18 protein-coding genes and 1 pseudogene are annotated in these 17,751 nt (G+C 67.8%); 10 read left to right on the top strand and 9 right to left on the bottom strand.

From position 1 onward, the window contains the following. Positions 1 to 24: 24 nt before the first annotated feature. Together ACFVS8_RS01045 and ACFVS8_RS01050 are read right to left on the bottom strand one after the other, a co-directional pair. The gene (locus ACFVS8_RS01045) at positions 25 to 1,443 is read right to left on the bottom strand and encodes an extracellular solute-binding protein (RefSeq protein ID WP_387056743.1); all 1,419 of its coding nucleotides are present in this window, start codon (positions 1,441 to 1,443) and stop codon (positions 25 to 27) included. A gap of 440 nt (positions 1,444 to 1,883) precedes the next feature. Continuing rightward, on the bottom strand, positions 1,884 to 3,203 hold the full coding sequence (locus ACFVS8_RS01050; RefSeq protein ID WP_387056744.1) for a cyanophycinase: 1,320 nt from the start codon (positions 3,201 to 3,203) through the stop codon (positions 1,884 to 1,886). A gap of 251 nt (positions 3,204 to 3,454) precedes the next feature. Between ACFVS8_RS01050 and ACFVS8_RS01055 the strand changes: the two genes are divergently transcribed. The 5 genes from ACFVS8_RS01055 to ACFVS8_RS01075 are packed head-to-tail and all read left to right on the top strand — an operon-like array spanning position 3,455 to position 8,372. After that, on the top strand, positions 3,455 to 4,414 hold the full coding sequence (locus tag ACFVS8_RS01055; protein ID WP_387056745.1) for an ABC transporter substrate-binding protein: 960 nt from the start codon (positions 3,455 to 3,457) through the stop codon (positions 4,412 to 4,414). Positions 4,415 to 4,446: 32 nt separating this feature from the next. Continuing rightward, positions 4,447 to 5,442, top strand: a complete 996-nt coding sequence (locus ACFVS8_RS01060) for an amino acid ABC transporter permease (protein WP_387056746.1) — start codon at positions 4,447 to 4,449, stop codon at positions 5,440 to 5,442. Continuing rightward, the gene (locus ACFVS8_RS01065; RefSeq protein WP_387056747.1) at positions 5,439 to 6,245 is read left to right on the top strand and encodes an amino acid ABC transporter ATP-binding protein; all 807 of its coding nucleotides are present in this window, start codon (positions 5,439 to 5,441) and stop codon (positions 6,243 to 6,245) included. Before ACFVS8_RS01060 ends, ACFVS8_RS01065 begins: the two co-directional genes overlap by 4 nt. Positions 6,246 to 6,285: 40 nt before the next feature. Continuing rightward, complete coding sequence (locus ACFVS8_RS01070) at positions 6,286 to 7,479, top strand: M20/M25/M40 family metallo-hydrolase (RefSeq protein ID WP_387056748.1); 1,194 nt, start codon at positions 6,286 to 6,288, stop codon at positions 7,477 to 7,479. Between the two features lie 20 nt (positions 7,480 to 7,499). Then, positions 7,500 to 8,372 (top strand): MurR/RpiR family transcriptional regulator, encoded by an 873-nt coding sequence (locus tag ACFVS8_RS01075; RefSeq protein ID WP_387056749.1) that lies wholly within the window; start codon positions 7,500 to 7,502, stop codon positions 8,370 to 8,372. A gap of 81 nt (positions 8,373 to 8,453) precedes the next feature. On the opposite strand, the gene ACFVS8_RS01080 is transcribed toward ACFVS8_RS01075, so the two are convergent. The 4 genes from ACFVS8_RS01080 to ACFVS8_RS01095 all read right to left on the bottom strand — a co-directional run bounded on the left by ACFVS8_RS01080 (position 8,454) and on the right by ACFVS8_RS01095 (position 11,503). After that, positions 8,454 to 9,332: an SDR family oxidoreductase gene (locus ACFVS8_RS01080; RefSeq protein WP_387056750.1), complete on the bottom strand. Its 879-nt coding sequence runs from the start codon at positions 9,330 to 9,332 to the stop codon at positions 8,454 to 8,456. Next, positions 9,329 to 9,772: a MarR family winged helix-turn-helix transcriptional regulator gene (locus ACFVS8_RS01085; RefSeq protein WP_387056751.1), complete on the bottom strand. Its 444-nt coding sequence runs from the start codon at positions 9,770 to 9,772 to the stop codon at positions 9,329 to 9,331. The genes ACFVS8_RS01080 and ACFVS8_RS01085 overlap by 4 nt, the downstream gene beginning before the upstream one ends. Then, on the bottom strand, positions 9,772 to 10,416 hold the full coding sequence (locus ACFVS8_RS01090; RefSeq protein ID WP_387056752.1) for an NAD(P)-dependent oxidoreductase: 645 nt from the start codon (positions 10,414 to 10,416) through the stop codon (positions 9,772 to 9,774). The genes ACFVS8_RS01085 and ACFVS8_RS01090 overlap by 1 nt, the downstream gene beginning before the upstream one ends. A 112-nt stretch (positions 10,417 to 10,528) precedes the next feature. Beyond that, complete coding sequence (locus tag ACFVS8_RS01095) at positions 10,529 to 11,503, bottom strand: TIGR03557 family F420-dependent LLM class oxidoreductase (protein ID WP_387056753.1); 975 nt, start codon at positions 11,501 to 11,503, stop codon at positions 10,529 to 10,531. A 163-nt stretch (positions 11,504 to 11,666) separates the two neighbouring features. On the opposite strand from ACFVS8_RS01095, the pseudogene ACFVS8_RS01100 reads away from it, so the two are divergent. The 4 genes and pseudogenes from ACFVS8_RS01100 to ACFVS8_RS01115 all read left to right on the top strand — a co-directional run. Continuing rightward, a pseudogene (locus tag ACFVS8_RS01100) lies at positions 11,667 to 11,966 on the top strand (Rieske 2Fe-2S domain-containing protein); the annotation flags it as partial. A 160-nt stretch (positions 11,967 to 12,126) separates the two neighbouring features. Next, a complete protein-coding gene (locus tag ACFVS8_RS01105; RefSeq protein WP_387056754.1) occupies positions 12,127 to 12,369 on the top strand; it encodes a hypothetical protein in 243 nt (80 codons plus the stop codon). 47 nt (positions 12,370 to 12,416) lie between these two features. Next, complete coding sequence (locus tag ACFVS8_RS01110) at positions 12,417 to 12,677, top strand: hypothetical protein (RefSeq protein WP_387056755.1); 261 nt, start codon at positions 12,417 to 12,419, stop codon at positions 12,675 to 12,677. Positions 12,678 to 12,754: 77 nt separating this feature from the next. Then, on the top strand, positions 12,755 to 13,681 hold the full coding sequence (locus tag ACFVS8_RS01115; protein ID WP_387056756.1) for a helix-turn-helix transcriptional regulator: 927 nt from the start codon (positions 12,755 to 12,757) through the stop codon (positions 13,679 to 13,681). 29 nt (positions 13,682 to 13,710) lie between these two features. Here ACFVS8_RS01115 and ACFVS8_RS01120 read toward each other — a convergent pair whose 3' ends face one another. Together ACFVS8_RS01120 and ACFVS8_RS01125 are read right to left on the bottom strand one after the other, a co-directional pair. Further along, a complete protein-coding gene (locus tag ACFVS8_RS01120) occupies positions 13,711 to 14,013 on the bottom strand; it encodes a hypothetical protein (RefSeq protein ID WP_387056757.1) in 303 nt (100 codons plus the stop codon). A gap of 160 nt (positions 14,014 to 14,173) precedes the next feature. Then, the gene (locus ACFVS8_RS01125; protein ID WP_387056758.1) at positions 14,174 to 15,052 is read right to left on the bottom strand and encodes an SDR family oxidoreductase; all 879 of its coding nucleotides are present in this window, start codon (positions 15,050 to 15,052) and stop codon (positions 14,174 to 14,176) included. 210 nt (positions 15,053 to 15,262) lie between these two features. Here ACFVS8_RS01125 and ACFVS8_RS01130 point away from each other — a divergent pair, with 210 nt between their 5' ends. Continuing rightward, a complete protein-coding gene (locus ACFVS8_RS01130) occupies positions 15,263 to 16,174 on the top strand; it encodes an alpha/beta fold hydrolase (RefSeq protein WP_387056759.1) in 912 nt (303 codons plus the stop codon). A 298-nt stretch (positions 16,175 to 16,472) separates the two neighbouring features. Here ACFVS8_RS01130 and ACFVS8_RS01135 read toward each other — a convergent pair whose 3' ends face one another. Next, positions 16,473 to 17,606 (bottom strand): cytochrome P450, encoded by a 1,134-nt coding sequence (locus tag ACFVS8_RS01135; protein ID WP_387056760.1) that lies wholly within the window; start codon positions 17,604 to 17,606, stop codon positions 16,473 to 16,475. Positions 17,607 to 17,751: the final 145 nt, after the last annotated feature.

A 17,751-nucleotide genomic window follows, 5' to 3' on the forward strand; every position in this document is an offset into this window, starting at 1 on the left:
CGTCGCGTTGGCTCGCGGTCACGGTCATTCGGTACCGTCCTCGAGCTTCTGCCAGCCGTCGTCGAGCGCCTTCTGCGCGGTCGCCTGCGCCTCGGCGAGCGCATCCTCGGGCGTGGCGTCGCCGTTGAGCACCCGGTTCACAGCATCCTGCATCGCCTGCTCGAACTCGGCGTCGGCCGGGTTCGCGGCCATCGAGACGGTGTGCTCGTTGGCGTCGTACATCACGCGCACGCCGGAGTCCCACGGCTCGCCGCCGGAGGTGACCATGCCCTCGATCTCCTCGTCGGCGACCGTGTTGCCCGTAAGGATGCCGGTGAAGGGCTTGCCGTCGGCCTCGCGCAGCGCCAGGCGCGCGTCGGCGGCGGCGCGCCAGGCCTCGACCGAGGTCATGGCCTTCGCCCATCGGCACGCGGCCTCGGAATTCTCGGTGCCGGTCGGGATCGCCCACGCCGAGCCGCCCGCGAAGGCGATCGGCTCGCCCCCCGTCGTGCGCACGGTGTCGAACGCCATGGGCGCATCGGGCGACACGTCGTTGAGCACGTTGAGGTACCACTGCTCCATGGGCATCGCGCCGAGCACGTTCGTCGTGAACTGGTTGCCCTCGCCGAAGAAGTCGGCGCTGTCGCGGAAGGCCTTCACGGCGCTGAAGCCGCCCTGGTCGTCGTACATGCCGACGGCCCAGGTGAGCGAGTCGATCGCCTCCTGCGAGTCGAGGCTCGCCGTGCGGCCGTCGTCGGAGAGCAGGCTGCCGCCCGACGCGGCGACCCATAGGGGGAGGAACTCGGGCAGCTTCGGGTCGACGCCGAGCACCTCGAGCGACCCGCCGCCCCCCTTGACGAGTGCCCGGTTCGCCGCCGTCATCGCCTCCCGATCCGAACCGTTGACATCGTCGAGGTCGACGCCGGCCGCCTTCAGCAGGTCGGCGTTGGCCATCGTGACCTGCACCTGGTTGAACTCGGGGATGCCGTAGACCTCCCCGTCGAGCGTGACCTGGTCGACCGCCGACTCCCGGTACTGCGACATGTCGATGCCCTCGCCGTCGATGCATCGCTGCAGGGGCAGGATCGCACCGCGGGCGGCCAGGGAGCCGATCTGGTCGCGGTCGGCGTAGAGCAGCTCGGGCGGTTCTCCCGATGCGACGGCCGAGAGAAACTGCTGGATGTCGAGATCGCCCTCGATGAGCTTCACGTCCACGTCGCCGAGCTCGGCCTCGGCGAGCTCCACGCGCGAGGTCGCGACCTCGTCGACGCCGGAGAAGCCCATGACCGAGAGCGCGCCTCCTAGCTCCGCATCGGCGTTGTAGTCGGCGTCGTCCTCGCCGGCGCTGCCGCCCGTGCCGACGGCGCAGCCGCCCAGCATGAGTGCCAGCGCCGCAGTCGCTGCGCTCGTGCCCATCATCTTCGCGACGGCGCTCCGCCGTGTCGTCCGTCGGGTGCGGGTCATGATGCCTCCAGTTCCAGGCCGGCGGCGGGTGGCCGTCGGTTCGCTCACGGTAGGTGCGGTGTCGAGCCACCAAGAAGGGGCTTGACACCCGCGCATCGTGCGCGAGACGGCTCGAAAACGATAAAGGTCGAACTTCGGGATGCCGACCCGCCAGTTAGACAGGCGGAGCCGAAAGCAAGCAGCTCCCGGTTCAACTTCGATTGCAGGCGTGCGCGCAACGGATCGGTACCGTGGGGGGGAGTTCGACCGACGAATGTCGAGACCTACCGCGGCGCCCGAGCAGCCGTACGCGGGGCCACCCGATAAGCGCTTCGACCCGGTCACTGACCACGAGCGGGTGCAGAGCCGTGATGTCATATCGGAGATGGATCAGGTGCGCACCGAGCACGGATGAGGGGCGGGCCCTTCGGCCCGCCCCTCATCCAATGGCGCGTCGAATCTCAGGGGATCCGGTCGATCCGGACCTCGAGCCCGGCAAACGATGAGCCGCCGGCCGGCGTGATCCACCCGCGTGCAAGCACATCGCGCACGAGCGTCGTCCGGAACTGCGGACCGGTCTCGAGGGTCGTGCCCGTCGTCGTGCGCGCACTCGAGCCGATCGCCGCGACCGCGAGATCACGGAGCGAGTACGTGCCGCCGTCGCCCGCCAGCGAGTCCCACACGTCGGCCCGAGGCGCGACCGCCGCACCCGTCGTCTTGATCGCGTTCGAACCTGCCGCCGGAAGGGGCAGGCCGAGGCGGAGGTTCAGGCGATCACCCGAGGTGAGGTAACTCCACCGAACTCCCTTGACGCCGGATGCAGTCTCACGCGCGAGACGCAGGTCGAGCAGCGAAGCGCCGTGCTCGCCGATCACGCGTCCCTGGCCGGTTCTGCGGTCGACGACGACCGCGGTGGTCTCATCGACGCCGAGAACCAGGGGATGATCGGTCTCGAGACCGAGCTTGATCGCCCGGGCCTGTCGACCCCACGTGGTGAAGTGGCTGTCGAGGAGCGCGCCCTGCACGAAGCCGAGGCCGCCGTAGGGAAGGTATGCGAGTGCGTTGGGGTCGTCGAGGTATCCGGGCTGGCCGCCGTCTCGCCATGCCTCGTAGGGCTCACCGCCGGTCACCATGTCGGGACCCTGCTGAATGGTGAGGCCTGCGCTCACGCCGGCCACGACGCCCCGGTCTGCGGCGGCGCGGAGCGCTGACATGACGGGGGTGTCGGTGCAGGACGAGAACGCCTCGTCCGTCGCGGGCGCACAGTCGAGCAGAGTGCGAACGTAGCGCATCTGGTCGCCGCCGCCGAAGAACACGCCGGTGGCGGCGCTGAGCTCGGCAACCACTGCGGGATCGTTCGCGCGCGCCGGCGTGTACGGGTCTCCGTCGTAGTTCACCGCCGCATCGATCGGCACGGCGTAGGTCTCGGCTCCGAAGCGTTGGAACAGCGCCGAGTAGTACAGGCCGTTCGCGGCAGCATTGTTGAGCGAGTCGTCTGCCGCATCCGTCGAGTTCTTCGCCGGGGAGGCCGCGGCCGAGACGATGGCGATCCGGGCTTTCGCCGGTCCGGAACCGTCGGGATCGGCGAGGTCGACGATCGATCGTAGGATCTCAGGGTTCTCCGAGAGCGCCCCGCCGATCAGGACCGCGTGCGGTCGGACCGGCGAGGGCTTCGGCGAGGCCACCGCGGGTGCCGCCGTCACGAGCAGAGCGGCGGCGATGCCGACTGCCGTGGCGACTGCTGTTCCGCTACGCAGGCGGTGGTTCGAAAAGTGCTTCATGAAGTCTCCTTGTGGAGCATGGACGTGCACGGGCATGGAATGTCTGTTACATGATCTGGCGATCAGGACGAGATGCTAATGCATGATACGAAGTCCGCGAAAGGCCGAATTGTCGCGTTCTCGGCGGGCGGAGGGCGCGCGGAGAGCGCGACCCGAACATTACGGTTTGAGAAAGTTGTGGCAAAGTTGGAACACTTGTTACATACTCGGTCCAACCCAGTCCCACCGCAGTGATCAAGAAGGACGTACACATGACCCCCACCAAGTCGTTCTCGCGGGCAGCCCTCGGCGCCGCCTGCGTCTCCGGGATGCTGCTGCTCGCGGCCTGCAGCAGCAACGCCGCCGCCGACGGCGAGCCCGCCACGTCCGATGCAGTCACGGTCGCCGGTGTCGACATCGCCGTCGACCAGGCCGCCGCCGACCTCCTGCCCGCCGACATCGCCGACGCCGGCGAGGCGAAGGTCGCGACCGACGTGCCGTACGCGCCCTTCGAGATGTTCGTCGACGAGGGCTCCGACGAGCTCACCGGCGTCGACATCGACCTCGGCCACGCCATCGGCGCCAAGCTCGGCATCGACTTCGCATTCGAGAAGCAGGCCTTCGACGGCATCATCCCCGCCCTCCAGGCCGGCAAGTTCGACGTCACCATCACGGCGATGACCTCCAGCGTCGAGCGCATGGACGTGCTGACCTTCGTCGACTACTCGGCCTCCGGCACCGGCATCCTCGTTCCGGCCGGCAACCCCGAGGACATCGAGTCCTACCTCGACCTGTGCGGTCGTGACGTCGCCGTCCAGGCGGCCACGAACCAGGTCGACCTCGTCAACGACTCCTGGCAGGGGGAGTGCGAGGCTGCGGGCTCCAAGCCGATCGTGCTCGCCGAGTTCCCTTCCGACGCTGACGCGCAGCTCGCCATCACGAGCGGCAAGGCCGACGCGTCGCTCCTCACCAAGCCGAGCGCCGGCTACGTCGCGAAGACCACGAACGACGGCGCGACGTTCGAGGTCGTCGAGGACCCGGCTGCCCCGACCGGCTACGACTCGACCTTGAACGGCATCGGCGTGCTGAAGCAGAACGAGGCGCTCGCGACGGCGATCCAGGCCGCCCTGCAGTCGCTCATCGACGACGGCACCTACGCGAAGATCCTTGCCCAGTACGGCGTCGAGGGCATCGGCATCGACGAGGCCACCATCAACGGGGCTGCGGAGTAGTCCGCCCCCACGAACCGAGAGCAGCACCACGCATGACCGCAACGCAGCCGTCATCGGCCGCGACGTCCGGAGCCGCACCCGCGGCTCCGGGCGCCGCGCGCCCCCGGCCCATCGAAGCTGTACCCGTCCGCCACCCAGGGCGATGGATCGCGGCCGTCCTCATCGTGATCTTCACGATCGGCGCCGGCGTCTCGATCCTTCAGAACCCGAACCTCGACCTGTCGACCGTGGGCGAGTACTTGTTCAAGCCGCTCACCCTCAACGGCGTGGTCATCACGCTCTGGCTCACGCTCGCGTCGATGACCATGGGCGTCGCGGGCGGCATCCTCGTCGCCGTGATGCGCCTCTCGCCGAACCCGGTGCTCTCGATCGCGGCGATGCTGTTCATCTGGGTGTTCCGCGGCACGCCGCTGCTGCTGCAGCTCATCTTCTGGGGCTTCATCGGCGCGTTCATCCCCAAGCTCGTCATCGGCATCCCGTTCACATCGGTCGAGTTCTGGTCGTTCTCGACGAGCGACCTGATTCCGGCGACGGTCGCCGCGCTGCTCGCGCTCGGGCTCAACGAGATGGCCTATGCCGCCGAGATCGTGCGCGCCGGCATCCAGTCCGTGGATCCCGGCCAGACGGAGGCCGCGCACTCGCTCGGCATGTCGCCTGCGAAGACGCTGCGCCGCATCGTGCTGCCCCAGGCGATGCGGGTCATCATCCCGCCGATGGGCAACGAGACCATCACCATGCTGAAGAGCACCTCGCTCGTCGCGATCGTCGCCGGCGACGACCTCATGTCGAACATCCGCGAGGCCTACACCCAGAACTACAAGATCATCCCGCTGCTCATCGTCGCTGCCATCTGGTACCTGCTGCTCACGTCCATCCTGTCCATCCCGCAGATGTGGCTGGAGCGTCGCTACGGGCGCGGCTTCGCTGGCGCCCGCCCGTCGATCGGGTCGCGAGCGGCCACCATCACGCAGAGCATCACACTGCCGACGCGAACGTCGCGCGCGGCCAAGAAGGGAGCGGCTCGATGACCGCCACCATCCCGCAGACCGCCCCCGCGGCATCCATCGCAGAACGGCCCATGGTCGAAGCCATCGAGGTCCACAAGCGCTTCGGCAGCCTCGAGGTGCTGAAGGGCATCACGATGTCGGTCGAGCGCGGCCAGGTCGTGTGCCTGCTCGGCCCGTCGGGGTCTGGAAAATCGACCTTCCTCCGTTGCATCAACCACCTTGAACAGATCGACGCCGGCATGATCAGCGTCGCTGGCGAGACCGTCGGATATCGCGAGAAGAACGGCAAGCTCTACGAACTCCGGGAGAAGGAAGTCGCAGCCCAGCGCCGCAAGGTCGGCATGGTCTTCCAACGCTTCAACCTGTTCCCGCACATGACCGCGCTCGAGAACGTCATCGAAGCGCCCACCCAAGTCGCAGGCCGAGCCAAGAAGGACGCCAGGGCGCGCGCCGTGAACCTGCTCGCTCAAGTCGGTCTCGCCGACAAAGCCGCCACCTACCCAGCCCAGCTTTCCGGTGGACAGCAACAGCGCGTCGCCATCGCCAGAGCGCTCGCCATGGAACCCGAGGTCATGCTCTTCGACGAACCAACCTCGGCGCTCGATCCCGAACTCGTCGGCGACGTGCTCGACGTGATGCGCGGGCTCGCCGAGAGCGGCATGACGATGATCGTCGTGACCCATGAGATCGGCTTCGCGCGCGAGGTCGGCGATGTCGCCATGTTCATGGACGGCGGTGTCGTGGTCGAATCCGGCGACCCCGCACAGGTGCTCGGCGATCCCCGCGAAGAGCGCACGCGAGCGTTCCTGTCGAAGGTGCTCTGAGATGGCGGATACTACGACCACTTCCGACGTGGGCCGGCTTGTGAGCACAACCCAGCCGCCGACTCCGCAGCTGCTGCTCGCGGCGGCTCGGGCCGAGCAGCCTCGATTCCGGGGCGACCTCGCCCGGATCGTCAACATCGACTCGGGGTCGTACGATGCGGCCGGTGTGAACCGGGTGGGGGAATGGGCCGCGAAGGCATTGACGGCCGATGGCTTCGATGTCGAGATCCTCGAGACCGCCGAGATCGACGGCGATCGGTTCGGTTCCGTCGTCGCCGCGACCAAGCGCGGCAGCGGCACGGCTCGGATCGTGCTGTTCGCACACCTCGACACCGTGTTCCCCGAAGGCACGGCCGCAGCCCGCCCCTATTCCGAGTACGGCAGGCGTGCGTTCGGACCGGGCGTCTGCGACGACGCAGCAGGCATCGCAGCAGCGCTGACCGCAGCCCGCGTGCTCACCGAGACGCGATTCGACGGGTACAAGGAACTCGTGATCGTGCTCACCCCTGATGAAGAAATCGGGTCCCCGGCGAGCCGCGACCTCCTCGCCTCCATCGTCGCCGGCGCCGACGCGGCACTCTGCATGGAATGCGCGCGCGAGAACGGCGACCTGGTCGCTGCCCGCATGGGCGTCGCCGACGTGCTCGTGCAAATCACGGGCCGCGCCGCGCACTCCGGCGTCGAACCGGAACGCGGCATCGACGCCGCCATCGAAGCAGCCCGTTTCGTGCTCGACGCCCACGCCCTCGCCCGACCCGAAGAAGGGCTGATCGTCAACGTCGGACGCATCGAAGCCGGAGACCGTGCGAACATCGTCCCCGGCCAAGCCACCCTCCACCTCGAAGTGCGCAGCACCCGAACGGAGGCGTTGCTCGGCGCCCTCGACGCCCTCGACGCGCGTGCCGAGCATCCGGTCGTCGAAGGTGCCGCGATCGCCGTGACGAGGCTCGACGTCTGCCCGCCTCTCGAACGCAGCTCGACCGAGGCGCTCGCCGGCATGGCCGCGCGGGTCGCCGAGGGCCTCGGCCTGAGGGCCGGGTTCTCGGCGACCGGGGGAGCATCGGATGCGAACTTCGTCGCGGCCCTGGGCGTTCCGACGCTCGACGGGCTCGGCCCGATCGGCGGAGCGGATCACTCGCCCGACGAGTGGATCGACCTGGCCAGCGTGCCCGACCGCGTCGCGATGCTCGCCGGACTCGTCATCGCCGTGTGCGAGCAGGACTCGCTACGGTGAGAGGCGGAAGGGAGGCGACGATGGAGACCTCTGAGCCGTACGTGTCCGTGGCCGAGTCGATCCGACGCGGCATGGCCGAATGCAGCCCCGCCGAGCGCAAGGTCGCACGCGTCCTGCTCTCGTCGTACCCGTCCGCGGGCTTCGAAACGGTGGCCAAGCTCGCGGCACGTGCCGGCGTCAGCGGTCCGACCGTGCTGCGCTTCGCCAACCGGCTCGGATACCGAGGCTTCCCGGAGTTCCAGCAGGCCCTCCGTGACGACCTCGACGAGCGTTCCGCATCGCCGATCTCCCTGTACGACCGCGGGGTCGGCGGGCCCGGAGAATCCGGACCCTCCGGGCTGTCACGGGCGGCGGCCATCACGGTCGAGACGCTCCAGCGCACGTTCGCGGGCGTTGCGCCGGGGGAGTTCGACCGAGCGGTCACGCTGCTCTGCGAGCCGCGCAGCCGGTTGTTCGTGACCGGTGGTCGATTCAGCGGGCTGCTCGCGAAGTTCCTCGCTCAGCACCTGCAGCTTCTCCGTCCCGGGGTGCACCTGCTGCCGTCCGACGATGCAGGCCGGGCGGAGGCCGTCGCGGGGCTTCGCCGCGGAGACACGCTCGTGCTCTTCGACTACCGCAGGTACGAGGAGCCCTCGCACCGACTTGCGCTCGCGGCGAACGCACGTCGCGCGTCGGTGCTGCTATTCACCGACGCCTGGCTCTCGCCGATCGCGGGCGACGCCGACGTGGTGCTCCCCAGCGAGACGGGCTCGCCCTCGGCGTTTGACGCGATGACCCCCGTGCTCGGACTCGTCGAGGCGGTCATTGGCGCGGCGCTCGAGCAGCTCGGCGACGCGGCATCCGCTCGGATGCGGGAGATCGAGCGTGCGGGGACCGAGCTCGGCATCTACTGAGGTCGGTGCTTGCTCGGCGCGCGCGAATGCTGCAACCGGTACACGCCCCTCAGTGGGGCGGGTCTTCCGCTGGCCGACCTGTCAGCGCTCCCAGGCGGCACGCTCGCGCTCGGCGAACTCGCGGAACGTCGTCGCGGGACGACCGGTGAGCTTGCGAACCACCCGGTTCGGGAACGCCGAGATGTTGAAGCGCACGATGCGGTAGATCATCTTCTGCACGGCGATGTAGTCGTCGGGGTGCCCCTGCTTGCGGAGCCGGTCGAGGTACTCGCGCTCGGAGGGCTTCACGTAGCGGATGGTGCGTCCGAGCACGTCGCTCAGCACGTCCGCGATGCGCCGGTAGGTGAGCGACTGCTCGCCTGAGAGCGTGTACGCCTTGCGCAGGTGGCCCTCGCTCGTGAACACTGCCGCAGCGACCCGACCGATGTCGTCGGCGTCGATGAACGCCGTGTGCGATCGCCCTGCGGGCACGAAGATCTCGTCGTGGTCGCGGATCTCCTCGCCGTACATCGCGGTCAGGTTCTGCATGAAGAAGTTCGGCCGAAGAGATGTGTACGGCGCGTCGACCTGCTTCAGGTACGCCTCGACCGCGTGGTGCGGCGTCTTGCGGTTGGCCTGCACGCCCTGCAACGAGAGGAACACGATCTGTCGGATGCCACGGCGCTGGGCTGCGTCGATGAGGGGGAACAGGTACGTGCGAACGTCCTCGATCGCGGGCGGCCGCATGAGGAACAGGCGGTCGCAGCCGTCGAGGGCGGCCTCCATCTCGTCGGGAGACATCGCGAAGTCGAACGGGCGGGGCGTGACGCCGGCTCGCCCGCCCGCGGCATCCGTCCCGCCGTCCTTCACCACGCCCCTGACTGCCGTGACGACCGGTTCGCCGCGCTGGAGCAGATGGTCGACGACTGCGGAGCCGACGATGCCGGTCGCGCCCGTGACGAAGACTGCGGACTGGGTCATGGTTCCTCCGTGATCGAGTGGAGCAGCGCGGACAAGCGGTCGAGGTCGGCCTCGTCGAGCCGGTCGAACCGGGGAGCGAGGCGTGCGATGACGGCGCGTTCGAATCGCTCGACCTCGCGCGCGGCATCCGTCGTCAGGCTGATGACCCGCGAGCGCGCATCGGCGGGGTTGACCGAGGTTTGCACGAGGCTCTCGCCGCGCAACCCGTCGACGAGTTGGGTGACCGCGCCGGGGGTGACGCCGAGGGTCGCTGCGAGCCGGCCGGGTGTCACGGCGCGGCGACTGTGCGCGAGCGTGAACAGTGCCTGCATCTGCGTGCCCGACAGGCCGCGCTCACCGAAGGGTGCCTTCTGCTCCGCCGTGATCGCGCGGGCGAGCAGCGTCACGGACTCGAGCACCGAGGCGACCAGTGCTGTGCGATCGTCGGCGAGGGGAGGCATCAGTCGCTCACGAAGGGCAGCTCGCCGAGGAACGTGCGGTCGTCGACCTGGGTCAGGATGAAGTCTGCGAGGTCGTCGCGGCTGATGCGGGTGCTGGCGTCGACGCCCACCCATCCGACGCGATACCTGCCCGTGCCGGGCGAATCGACGAGACGGGGCCCGCGGACCACGGTCCAATCGAGGTCGCTGGCGCGCAGCACCTCCAGATGCGCCTCGGCATCGGCCAGCACATGTCCGGCGAGCGCCTTGAGGAGCAGGCGGATGACTCGGTCGGCCGCTTTCGGCCGGTCGCGGCCGTCGGCTCGAAGGCCCCCGCCTGAGAGTGTGACAATGCGGTGGACCCCATGGCGGGTCATCGCCGCGACGATGTTGCGCGTACCGTCGGCTTGCAGCGTGGGCGGGGAACCCTTGACGTGGCCGAACAGGCTGAGGACCACGTCGGCACCCGCCACCACCTCGTCGACGGATGCCGGATCGAGCACGTCGCCGCGGATGACGGTCAGAGCGCGGTGAAGCTCGGTTTCGTCGTCGAGCTTCTGTGGATCGCGTGCCAGCGCGCGGACGGGGTAGCCGGCCGAGAGTGCGCGCTCGAGCACCCGTCGGCCGGTCTTGCCGGTGCCGCCGAACAAGGCGATGGTGGTCACGACGAGTACTTTAGCAACTGAACTTTACGCACGAGGCAAAGTGCCTCGACACTGTCCTGCAGCTGCACAACAGTGGGAGTTGGTTCCCGGCGTGCTCAGGTCCACCCTTCGTCTACCGAGCGGAGCGCCTGAGGTCGCGGAGCTGCGGCCCCAACTCCGCCGCGTACGCGTCGAAGAAGGCGTCGGGATCGGGTCCGAGGTTCATGATGGCGATGCGGTCGAAGCCGGCGTCGACGTATGGTCGGACTGCTTCGATGTGCGCCTTGAGATCGGGGCCGATGCTGAGCTGATCGGCGACGTCGTCACGACGGATGTAGGCGCTGGCGGCCTCGAAGTTCACGGGGTTGGGCAGCTCGCTCATGACTTTCCAGCCCGTGAGGCTCCATCGGGCGGTCGTCCACGCGGCCTCGAGGGCAGCGTCGTCGCTCTTGCCCCACGCGATCGCGGCCTCGCCGTATTTCGGACCCGTGCCGCCGAGCCGCTCGTACTCGACCACGAGGTCGGCGTCTGGGTCCGTCGCGAAGAGGCCGTCGCCGAGCTCGGCCGCGATAGCCGCAGAACTCGATCCGCTCGCCGCGACCGCGATGTCGGGCAGCACGTCGGGCAGGTCGAACACCCGGGCGTCTTCGACGTCGAGGTACTGGCCCTCGTACGACTGGTACCCGCCCTCCCAGAGCAGGCGGATGATCTCGAGCGACTCGCGCAGCATGTCGTGCCGCTGCGCGACCGCCGGGAAGCCTCGCCCGACGACATGCTCGTTGAGCCGCTCGCCCGCACCGACGCCGAGCGTGAACCGGCCATCGCTGAGGAGTGCGAGCGTGGCGGCGGCTTGCGCGATGATCGCCGGGTGGTAGCGAAGGAAGGGGCAGGTCACCCCCGTTGCAAGCCCGATGCGCTCGGTGCCCTGCGCGATCGCGCCCAACACCGACCACGCGAAGGGCGAATGCCCCTGCACGTCGAGCCACGGATGGTAGTGGTCACTGATCTCTACGAAATCGAAGCCGGCGGCCTCGGCGCGCTGCGCCTGACGAACGAGTTCCGCGGGGCCGAAGCCCTCCGCGGCGAGCTTGTATCCGAACTGCACCATGCGGGCAGGCTAGGTGCGCATCACCGGTACCGCACCGGGGTTGACGCGCGGTCGACACGCATCTACTCGCCCGCGACGGCCCAGCCCGCCGCGACGAGCCCGGCTGCTCGCAAGGACCCGGCTCGCGGGCTCTCATACGCGAGCCGCGGGATCCTCGCCACCCGTTGCGGAAGGTGCCGGCATCGTCGGACGCACGGCCCGCGCGCTGGTGCCGACGGCCGTTTCAACCGTCGACGGCGTGACGTGTCGGGTCTCGGGCATCTGTCCGCACCTCGGCGCGGTGCTCGCGTGGAACGATGCCGAGCGCACGTGGGACTGCCCGGCCCATGCCTCGCGTTTCACGGCTGACGGTCGCCGGCTCGAGGGGCCGGCGACGCGAGATCTCGGGCGGCGCGAGCCAAGGAGCGCGGGCGAGCACCGGTACGGTCGCGTGCAAGGTTCTATTTTCGGCACTGCAGGGTGAGCGCGGGGTTTCGCCGAGAATCGCTGGCGGCGGTCTGCCTCGACGCGCGGCGCGGTGCGGTGCGGTGCGGCCTCGAGTGTCAAGCCCCTCGCGTCTGTCGGGTGCTCACGGGACAGTGGGTTGGAGGCTGTGGACGCCAGCATGAACGAATGGAGTGAGCATGACCGACCCTTCGAATCCAGAACCCTTCTTCACCGATCCCGACGCCCCTGACGCCGAGTTCGGAGAGGATGACTTCGACCTGCGGCAAGCATCGACCGGCCGCGACGACGAGAGCGAGCGCGCCAAGGCGCATGGAAGTGCCGCTGATGAGGACGGTCCAGGTGCGCCCGGGAACGCCGAACCGATGAGCAAATCGACGGACGGGGGGCTCGATGCGGGTGACCCTGGCGTCGAGGAGTGACCGGAGCGTCCCGGACTTGAGCGTGAACGCCTGAGGAGACGGCAGACGTGGAAGACATCCCAAGAAACCCTCGTGGCAGCACCGCGCCGACGAACGGCGAAACGGACCACGCCGAAAACCGCGGTGAAGCAGACCGGCCGAAGGTGCGGATGACGCAGCAGGTCCGTGAAGATCGGGCCCGCTCGCTCCGCGGTGATGTGAAGCCCGCTCGCGAGGTGCCCGCCGAAGTGCAGACGGTCGATGAGGGCCTTCCCAACGACAAGGTGCCAGATAGCGAGACGCCGGTTCGGGAGAACGCGAGCGAGTAGCGGCTAGAGGGCTCGACGCGCCGCGTGGGAAAATCGCCTTCTCGGGTCGGGACTAAGAGCTGGAATCGAGGTTCTGCATGGACTTCATCGATACCGGCGATCGTGGTGAGGCTGCCGACGTGTTCCGTCGCAGCTTTCCCGGAATCGACGTCGCCAGCGATTCGGGGCGTGGTGTATTTCGATTCCGATACCAGCGGGTTGATCGAGGTGTGCTGGCGCGAACCAGGCTGTCGGTAACTGGCACGGTTCGTACTCCGGGGACGTACCCGGATCACGTGGCCGTAGGTCGCCGACGGCGGGGAACGGTGGCGGTCAGCTATGGAGGCGTTCACCTGGACACCACGCGTCCCTACCTCCGCATTCCCGGCATGTCGTTCGCTGAGTTTCGTGGATCGGATGTGGAACTCATCATCATTGAACGGATCGCGTTCTTGGCGCACGCGGAGCGCCTTCTCGAAGGGTCAGGGCGCGAGCTTCAAGCGCCTGACCCGGCACATGCGAACCCGACGACCACTGCAGGCGCCCGTCTGTGGGAAGCGACAGCGGACTCGCTCGCCTCGGGAGTGTTCACCAGTAGTTCGCCGCTCATGCAACCGCTCTATGTCGAACTCGCCGTCGCGGCGATGCTGGCCGCGTTCCCGATGACCGACGAACGAGCGCGAGCGGGCGGCCTGGAAATGATGCCGCGCGCAGTTCGGCGGGCCACGGAGTATGTCGAGGCCCATGCAGGCGACCCTATGACGATCGCAGCGATCGCCGAAGCCGCACACGTGAGCGTCCGGACGCTCCAAGCAGGGTTCCGACAGCATCTCGAAGCCACGCCGGGGCAGTATCTCCGTGCGGCTCGGCTGCGCGCGGCGCACCAAGAGCTGGCCCGAGGGGATCCAAACGAGGGGAGTGTCTCGGAGATCGCGCGGCGGTGGGGCTTTGTCAATCTCGGTCGCTTCGCTGCCGCCTATCGTCGCGAGTTCGGCGAGAACCCGAGCGAAACGCTCCGGAGATAGATACTTGTCGGCTCGTGGTTCTTCTCCACTCAGGGCGCCTCCTGGGGAAACCAGATGCTCTCAGCGTCGATGGTGCGCGCTCGGATCTGCATTGCTACTTCATGATCGTTACGATCGAGCACTCCCATTGGAGGTCCGTGCTCGACCCAAGCGAAGGGTATCGCTGGCGACAGGTGGACACGTGCCCGAACGATCGTTCCTTCCAAGTAGACCGGGATCTCGAGGTCGTCACTGCGCTGGAGACGCCCAAGCGCGATGCTGTAGTCGACGATTGCATCGGCGATCGCCTCGCCGGTCACGAGTTGATTTCCGCCGAAAAGCAAAACGCGCACCGCTGCTCACTCCTTCCTCTTGGAGTGTCGCCGCCATTCGAAGCGCGCGCAAGAACTGGGCTGCGGGCGCTTCGCGTGCTGGACAACGGCCGCGCTGAACGGCCAGCCGACGACGCACGGGTGTCGATGGTCTCACCGGGACAACGGGCGAGCGTGATCGCTAGAGGGGTTTGCCGCCGGTCACGGGCAGGATTGCGCCGGTCACGTACGTCGCTGCGGCGGAAGCGAGGTAGACGAAGGCGCCGGCCAGTTCAGCGGGCTGTCCCGCTCGACCAAGCGGAGTGTCCTGACCGAAGTGCTGCACCTTGTCGTCCCAGCCGGTGGCTGGGATCAGCGGGGTCCAGATGGGGCCGGGAGCGACCCCATTGACCCGGATGCCACGGTCGCCGAACTTCTGGGCGAGCGCCTTCACGAAGGCGACCTGAGCTGCCTTGGTCATCGCGTAGTCGAAGAGGTCTGGCGACGGCTGGAACGCTTGGATCGACGTCGTCACGATGATCGAGGCGCCGGTGGGGAGCACAGCTTCGGCCGTTCGAGTGAGCCAGAACTGCGAGTACAGATTGGTCTTCATCACCCGGTCGAACTCGTCGGTGCTCACATCGGCAAGGTTCTGGCGCTCTGCCTGGTAGGCGGCATTGAGCACGAGCAGGTCGAGGCCGCCGAGCGCGTCGACAGTGCGCTCGATGACGACCGCGTTCCATGCCTCGTCGCGGAGGTCACCGGGCAGGAGCACCGCGGTTCGGTCCTCTGCCTCGATGAGCCGCGCGGTCTCTGCGGCGTCCTCCTGCTCCTCGGGCAGGAAGGCGATCGCCACGTCGGCGCCCTCGCGTGCGAACGCGATCGCGACCGCACGGCCGATGCCAGAATCGCCACCCGTGATCAGTGCCTTCCTACCCACCAGGAGTCCATGGCCTACGTATGTGGATTCGCCGTGGTCGGGGGTCGGAGTCGTCGCGTCGGTCAAACCTGGTTGGGTCTGGTGTTGTTCGGGGAACGGACCGTCCGGGTACAGCTCGGTTGGATCTTCGATGCCGCTCATGGTGTGCGCCTCCTCAACAGCTTCGGTCGCGTCGTGACCTCGGATGATCGATGAGACCACGGTATTGGCCGCTCAAGAAGCCATCGAGGGGCTTGACACGTACATCGTGCGATCGGAGCTCAGCGGGATCCGGGCTCAGCAACATCCTGTCAAGGGCTATGGCACGCTGGCGGGTGCCGGGTAGACGTATGGGATGACCTACGAAGTGCCGTGTCGAAGGTTGAGTTGGCGGATCGTATGTTCGACGGCTTCATGATCGAGGACCTCGCGACGGGCGACGGCTGCGTTCACGTCCGCCACGGAGGCTCGGGGCCGAGCGTGTTGCTGCTGCACGGGCATCCGCGAACGGGGTCGACGTGGCAACTCGTTGCGCCTCGCCTGGTCGAGGCGGGGTTCTCGGTGGTTGTGCCCGACCTGCGCGGATACGGACGTTCTCGTGGCCCTGCACCGACCGCGAATCACCGCCCGCACTCGAAGCGCGCAGTTGCCGGCGAGCTCGCAACGGTCATGTCCGCGCTCGGCTACGGCAGGTTCGCCGTGGTCGGCCACGACCGCGGCAGTTACGTCGGCCTGCGCCTCATGCTCGACCATGCGAATCGGATCGACCGAGGTGTTCTCATCGACTGTCTGCCGATCAGCGAACACCTGCGCCGCGCCGATGCACGCTTCGCGTCCGCATGGTGGCACTGGTTTTTCTACGCCCAGCCAGACATCCCGGAACGCGTCATCAACGCTGATCCGGACGCCTGGTACGACGGAGACCCAGCCCGCATGGGGGAGGAGAATCATGCCGAATGGAAGCAAGCGATCCACGACCCGTCCGTCGTGTGCGCGATGCTCGAGGACTACCGTGCCGGTCTCACCGTCGATCGGTCGGATGAAGAGGCCGATCGTGCAGCCGGCCGGAAGATAGGCGCACCGCTTCGAGTGCTGTGGTCGCTGCAAGACGATCTGGAGCGCTTGTACGGCGATCCGTTGCGGATCTGGCGGCCCTGGGCAGTCGATGTCGACGGTTTCGGCATCGATTCCGGCCATCATGTCGCGGAGGAGGCGCCCGAAGATCTCGTTGAAGCGTTGGTCCCGTTCCTCCGCGGCATGTCCGTCGAGCAGGTGTCGACGTGACAGCGTGGATGATGGCCACGTGGCATCTCCGGCGGCGTGGCGATTCGAACGCGGACGACCGACCATGACAGACCCCATACGTGGAGAGACCGATCCCGTGGAATCGCTGAACTCGCTGAGGCGTGAGCGCGCGGCCACGGACGTCGGTGCGGGAACGGTGTTCGTCGCCGCCCGAAGTAGAAGCGACGGCATCACCATGTGAGAGGTCCACTTCGAGGGAAAGCCGACGGAAGTGGTCCATGCGACGCTGCGGGCCGCGCTCGAGTCTCTCCTCGCCGTGCTCTGACTGTTGAAGTCCTCAGCGATGGAATGGACATCGTGCACCGGCCGCGGCGGCGCCGGCAATACGAACCTTTCCACCTGACGCGGGCTTGGTCGGGAGTCGGCGACGATCGACCTTCAGGCCTGAGTCGGCGATCTCGAGGCCGAGATGGCTGAGCGCGGAGATAGCGGCCGTCAGTCCTGCGATCGCGAGTTTCTCGCCAGGGCAGCGGTGCCCGGTAACAACCGCGCCGCCACCTTGGGGGATGAAAGCCGTCATTGCCTCGTAGTCGGCCGCGGTCAGGAACCGCTCGGGTTCGAACTCGTGGGGTCGGGTCCAGTGTTGGTCGTCGGTGTTGGTGCCGAGGACGTCGAGGACGATCCGTCCACCGGCAGCGATGTGTTCGCCGTCGAACTTGATATCGGCGAGTGCGAATGCAGGGAGCATGGGGACGAACAATGCGGTTCGCCGGATCTCCTGGGCGAACATCGTTGCGACCGGGCCGCCGACCAGGGATCCTGTCATCTCCGTCTCCGCCGCGATCCGCTCTCGCCAAGATGGCCGGTCGTGGAGTTCCTTCGCGGCGAAGGCGACGAAACGTGCGACGGCGATCATCGGGCGGATGCTGTTCTGCAGCTCAACGCCGGCCAACTTGGATGGCAAGAGTTCGCCGCCCTCGCGATGCCATGCCCATTCGTGGAGTGCGGTCCTCTCCGCAGGCTCGAGGTCGCCGCGACGGACGGCCTCGATGAGCCGCGTCGAGTGGCGATCAGACCAGCGCCGGTTTATCGTCGCCTGCAAGAACTCCGGAGAGTACGGCACCCCGAATCCGTCGACGATCTGAGCGAGCCTGGCAGACCAGCGAGTCTTCGCGGCGGCCGTGCCCGGCAGTCCCGCCCACCGCATGACAGCCCGTCCGAACGCACCCACCGCGGCGTCGTAAGCACTACGTCGACCGCCGCTCAGCCACTCGTCGATCTCGAGCCGCCACTCGCGCTCCAACAACGGCGCGAGCCGCGCGACCTGCTCGTCCTCGTACGCGACCGATAGAAACGTGGACTTGCGTCGCAGGTGCGCGTCACCATCCAGACTGTGTACTGATCCGCCCGAAGAGGGTCGCCTGCACGACGGCTGGCATGGCTCCGTGACGGGCGATTCGGCTCTCGTCATAGAACAGTTCGACACCGGTCGTGCCGCGCACGAGCAACGCCTCGTCTCCCAGTCGCATAGCCGAAGCGCGCGCCCTTGGAGAAGCCCTCCGCCAGATGCGTGCACCGAAGTTGTATCCGCGGGTCAACAGCGAGAGCGAGTCATC

The sequence above is a fragment of the Agromyces sp. NPDC058110 genome, from assembly GCF_042884735.1.
Classification (GTDB): Bacteria; Actinomycetota; Actinomycetes; order Actinomycetales; family Microbacteriaceae; genus Agromyces.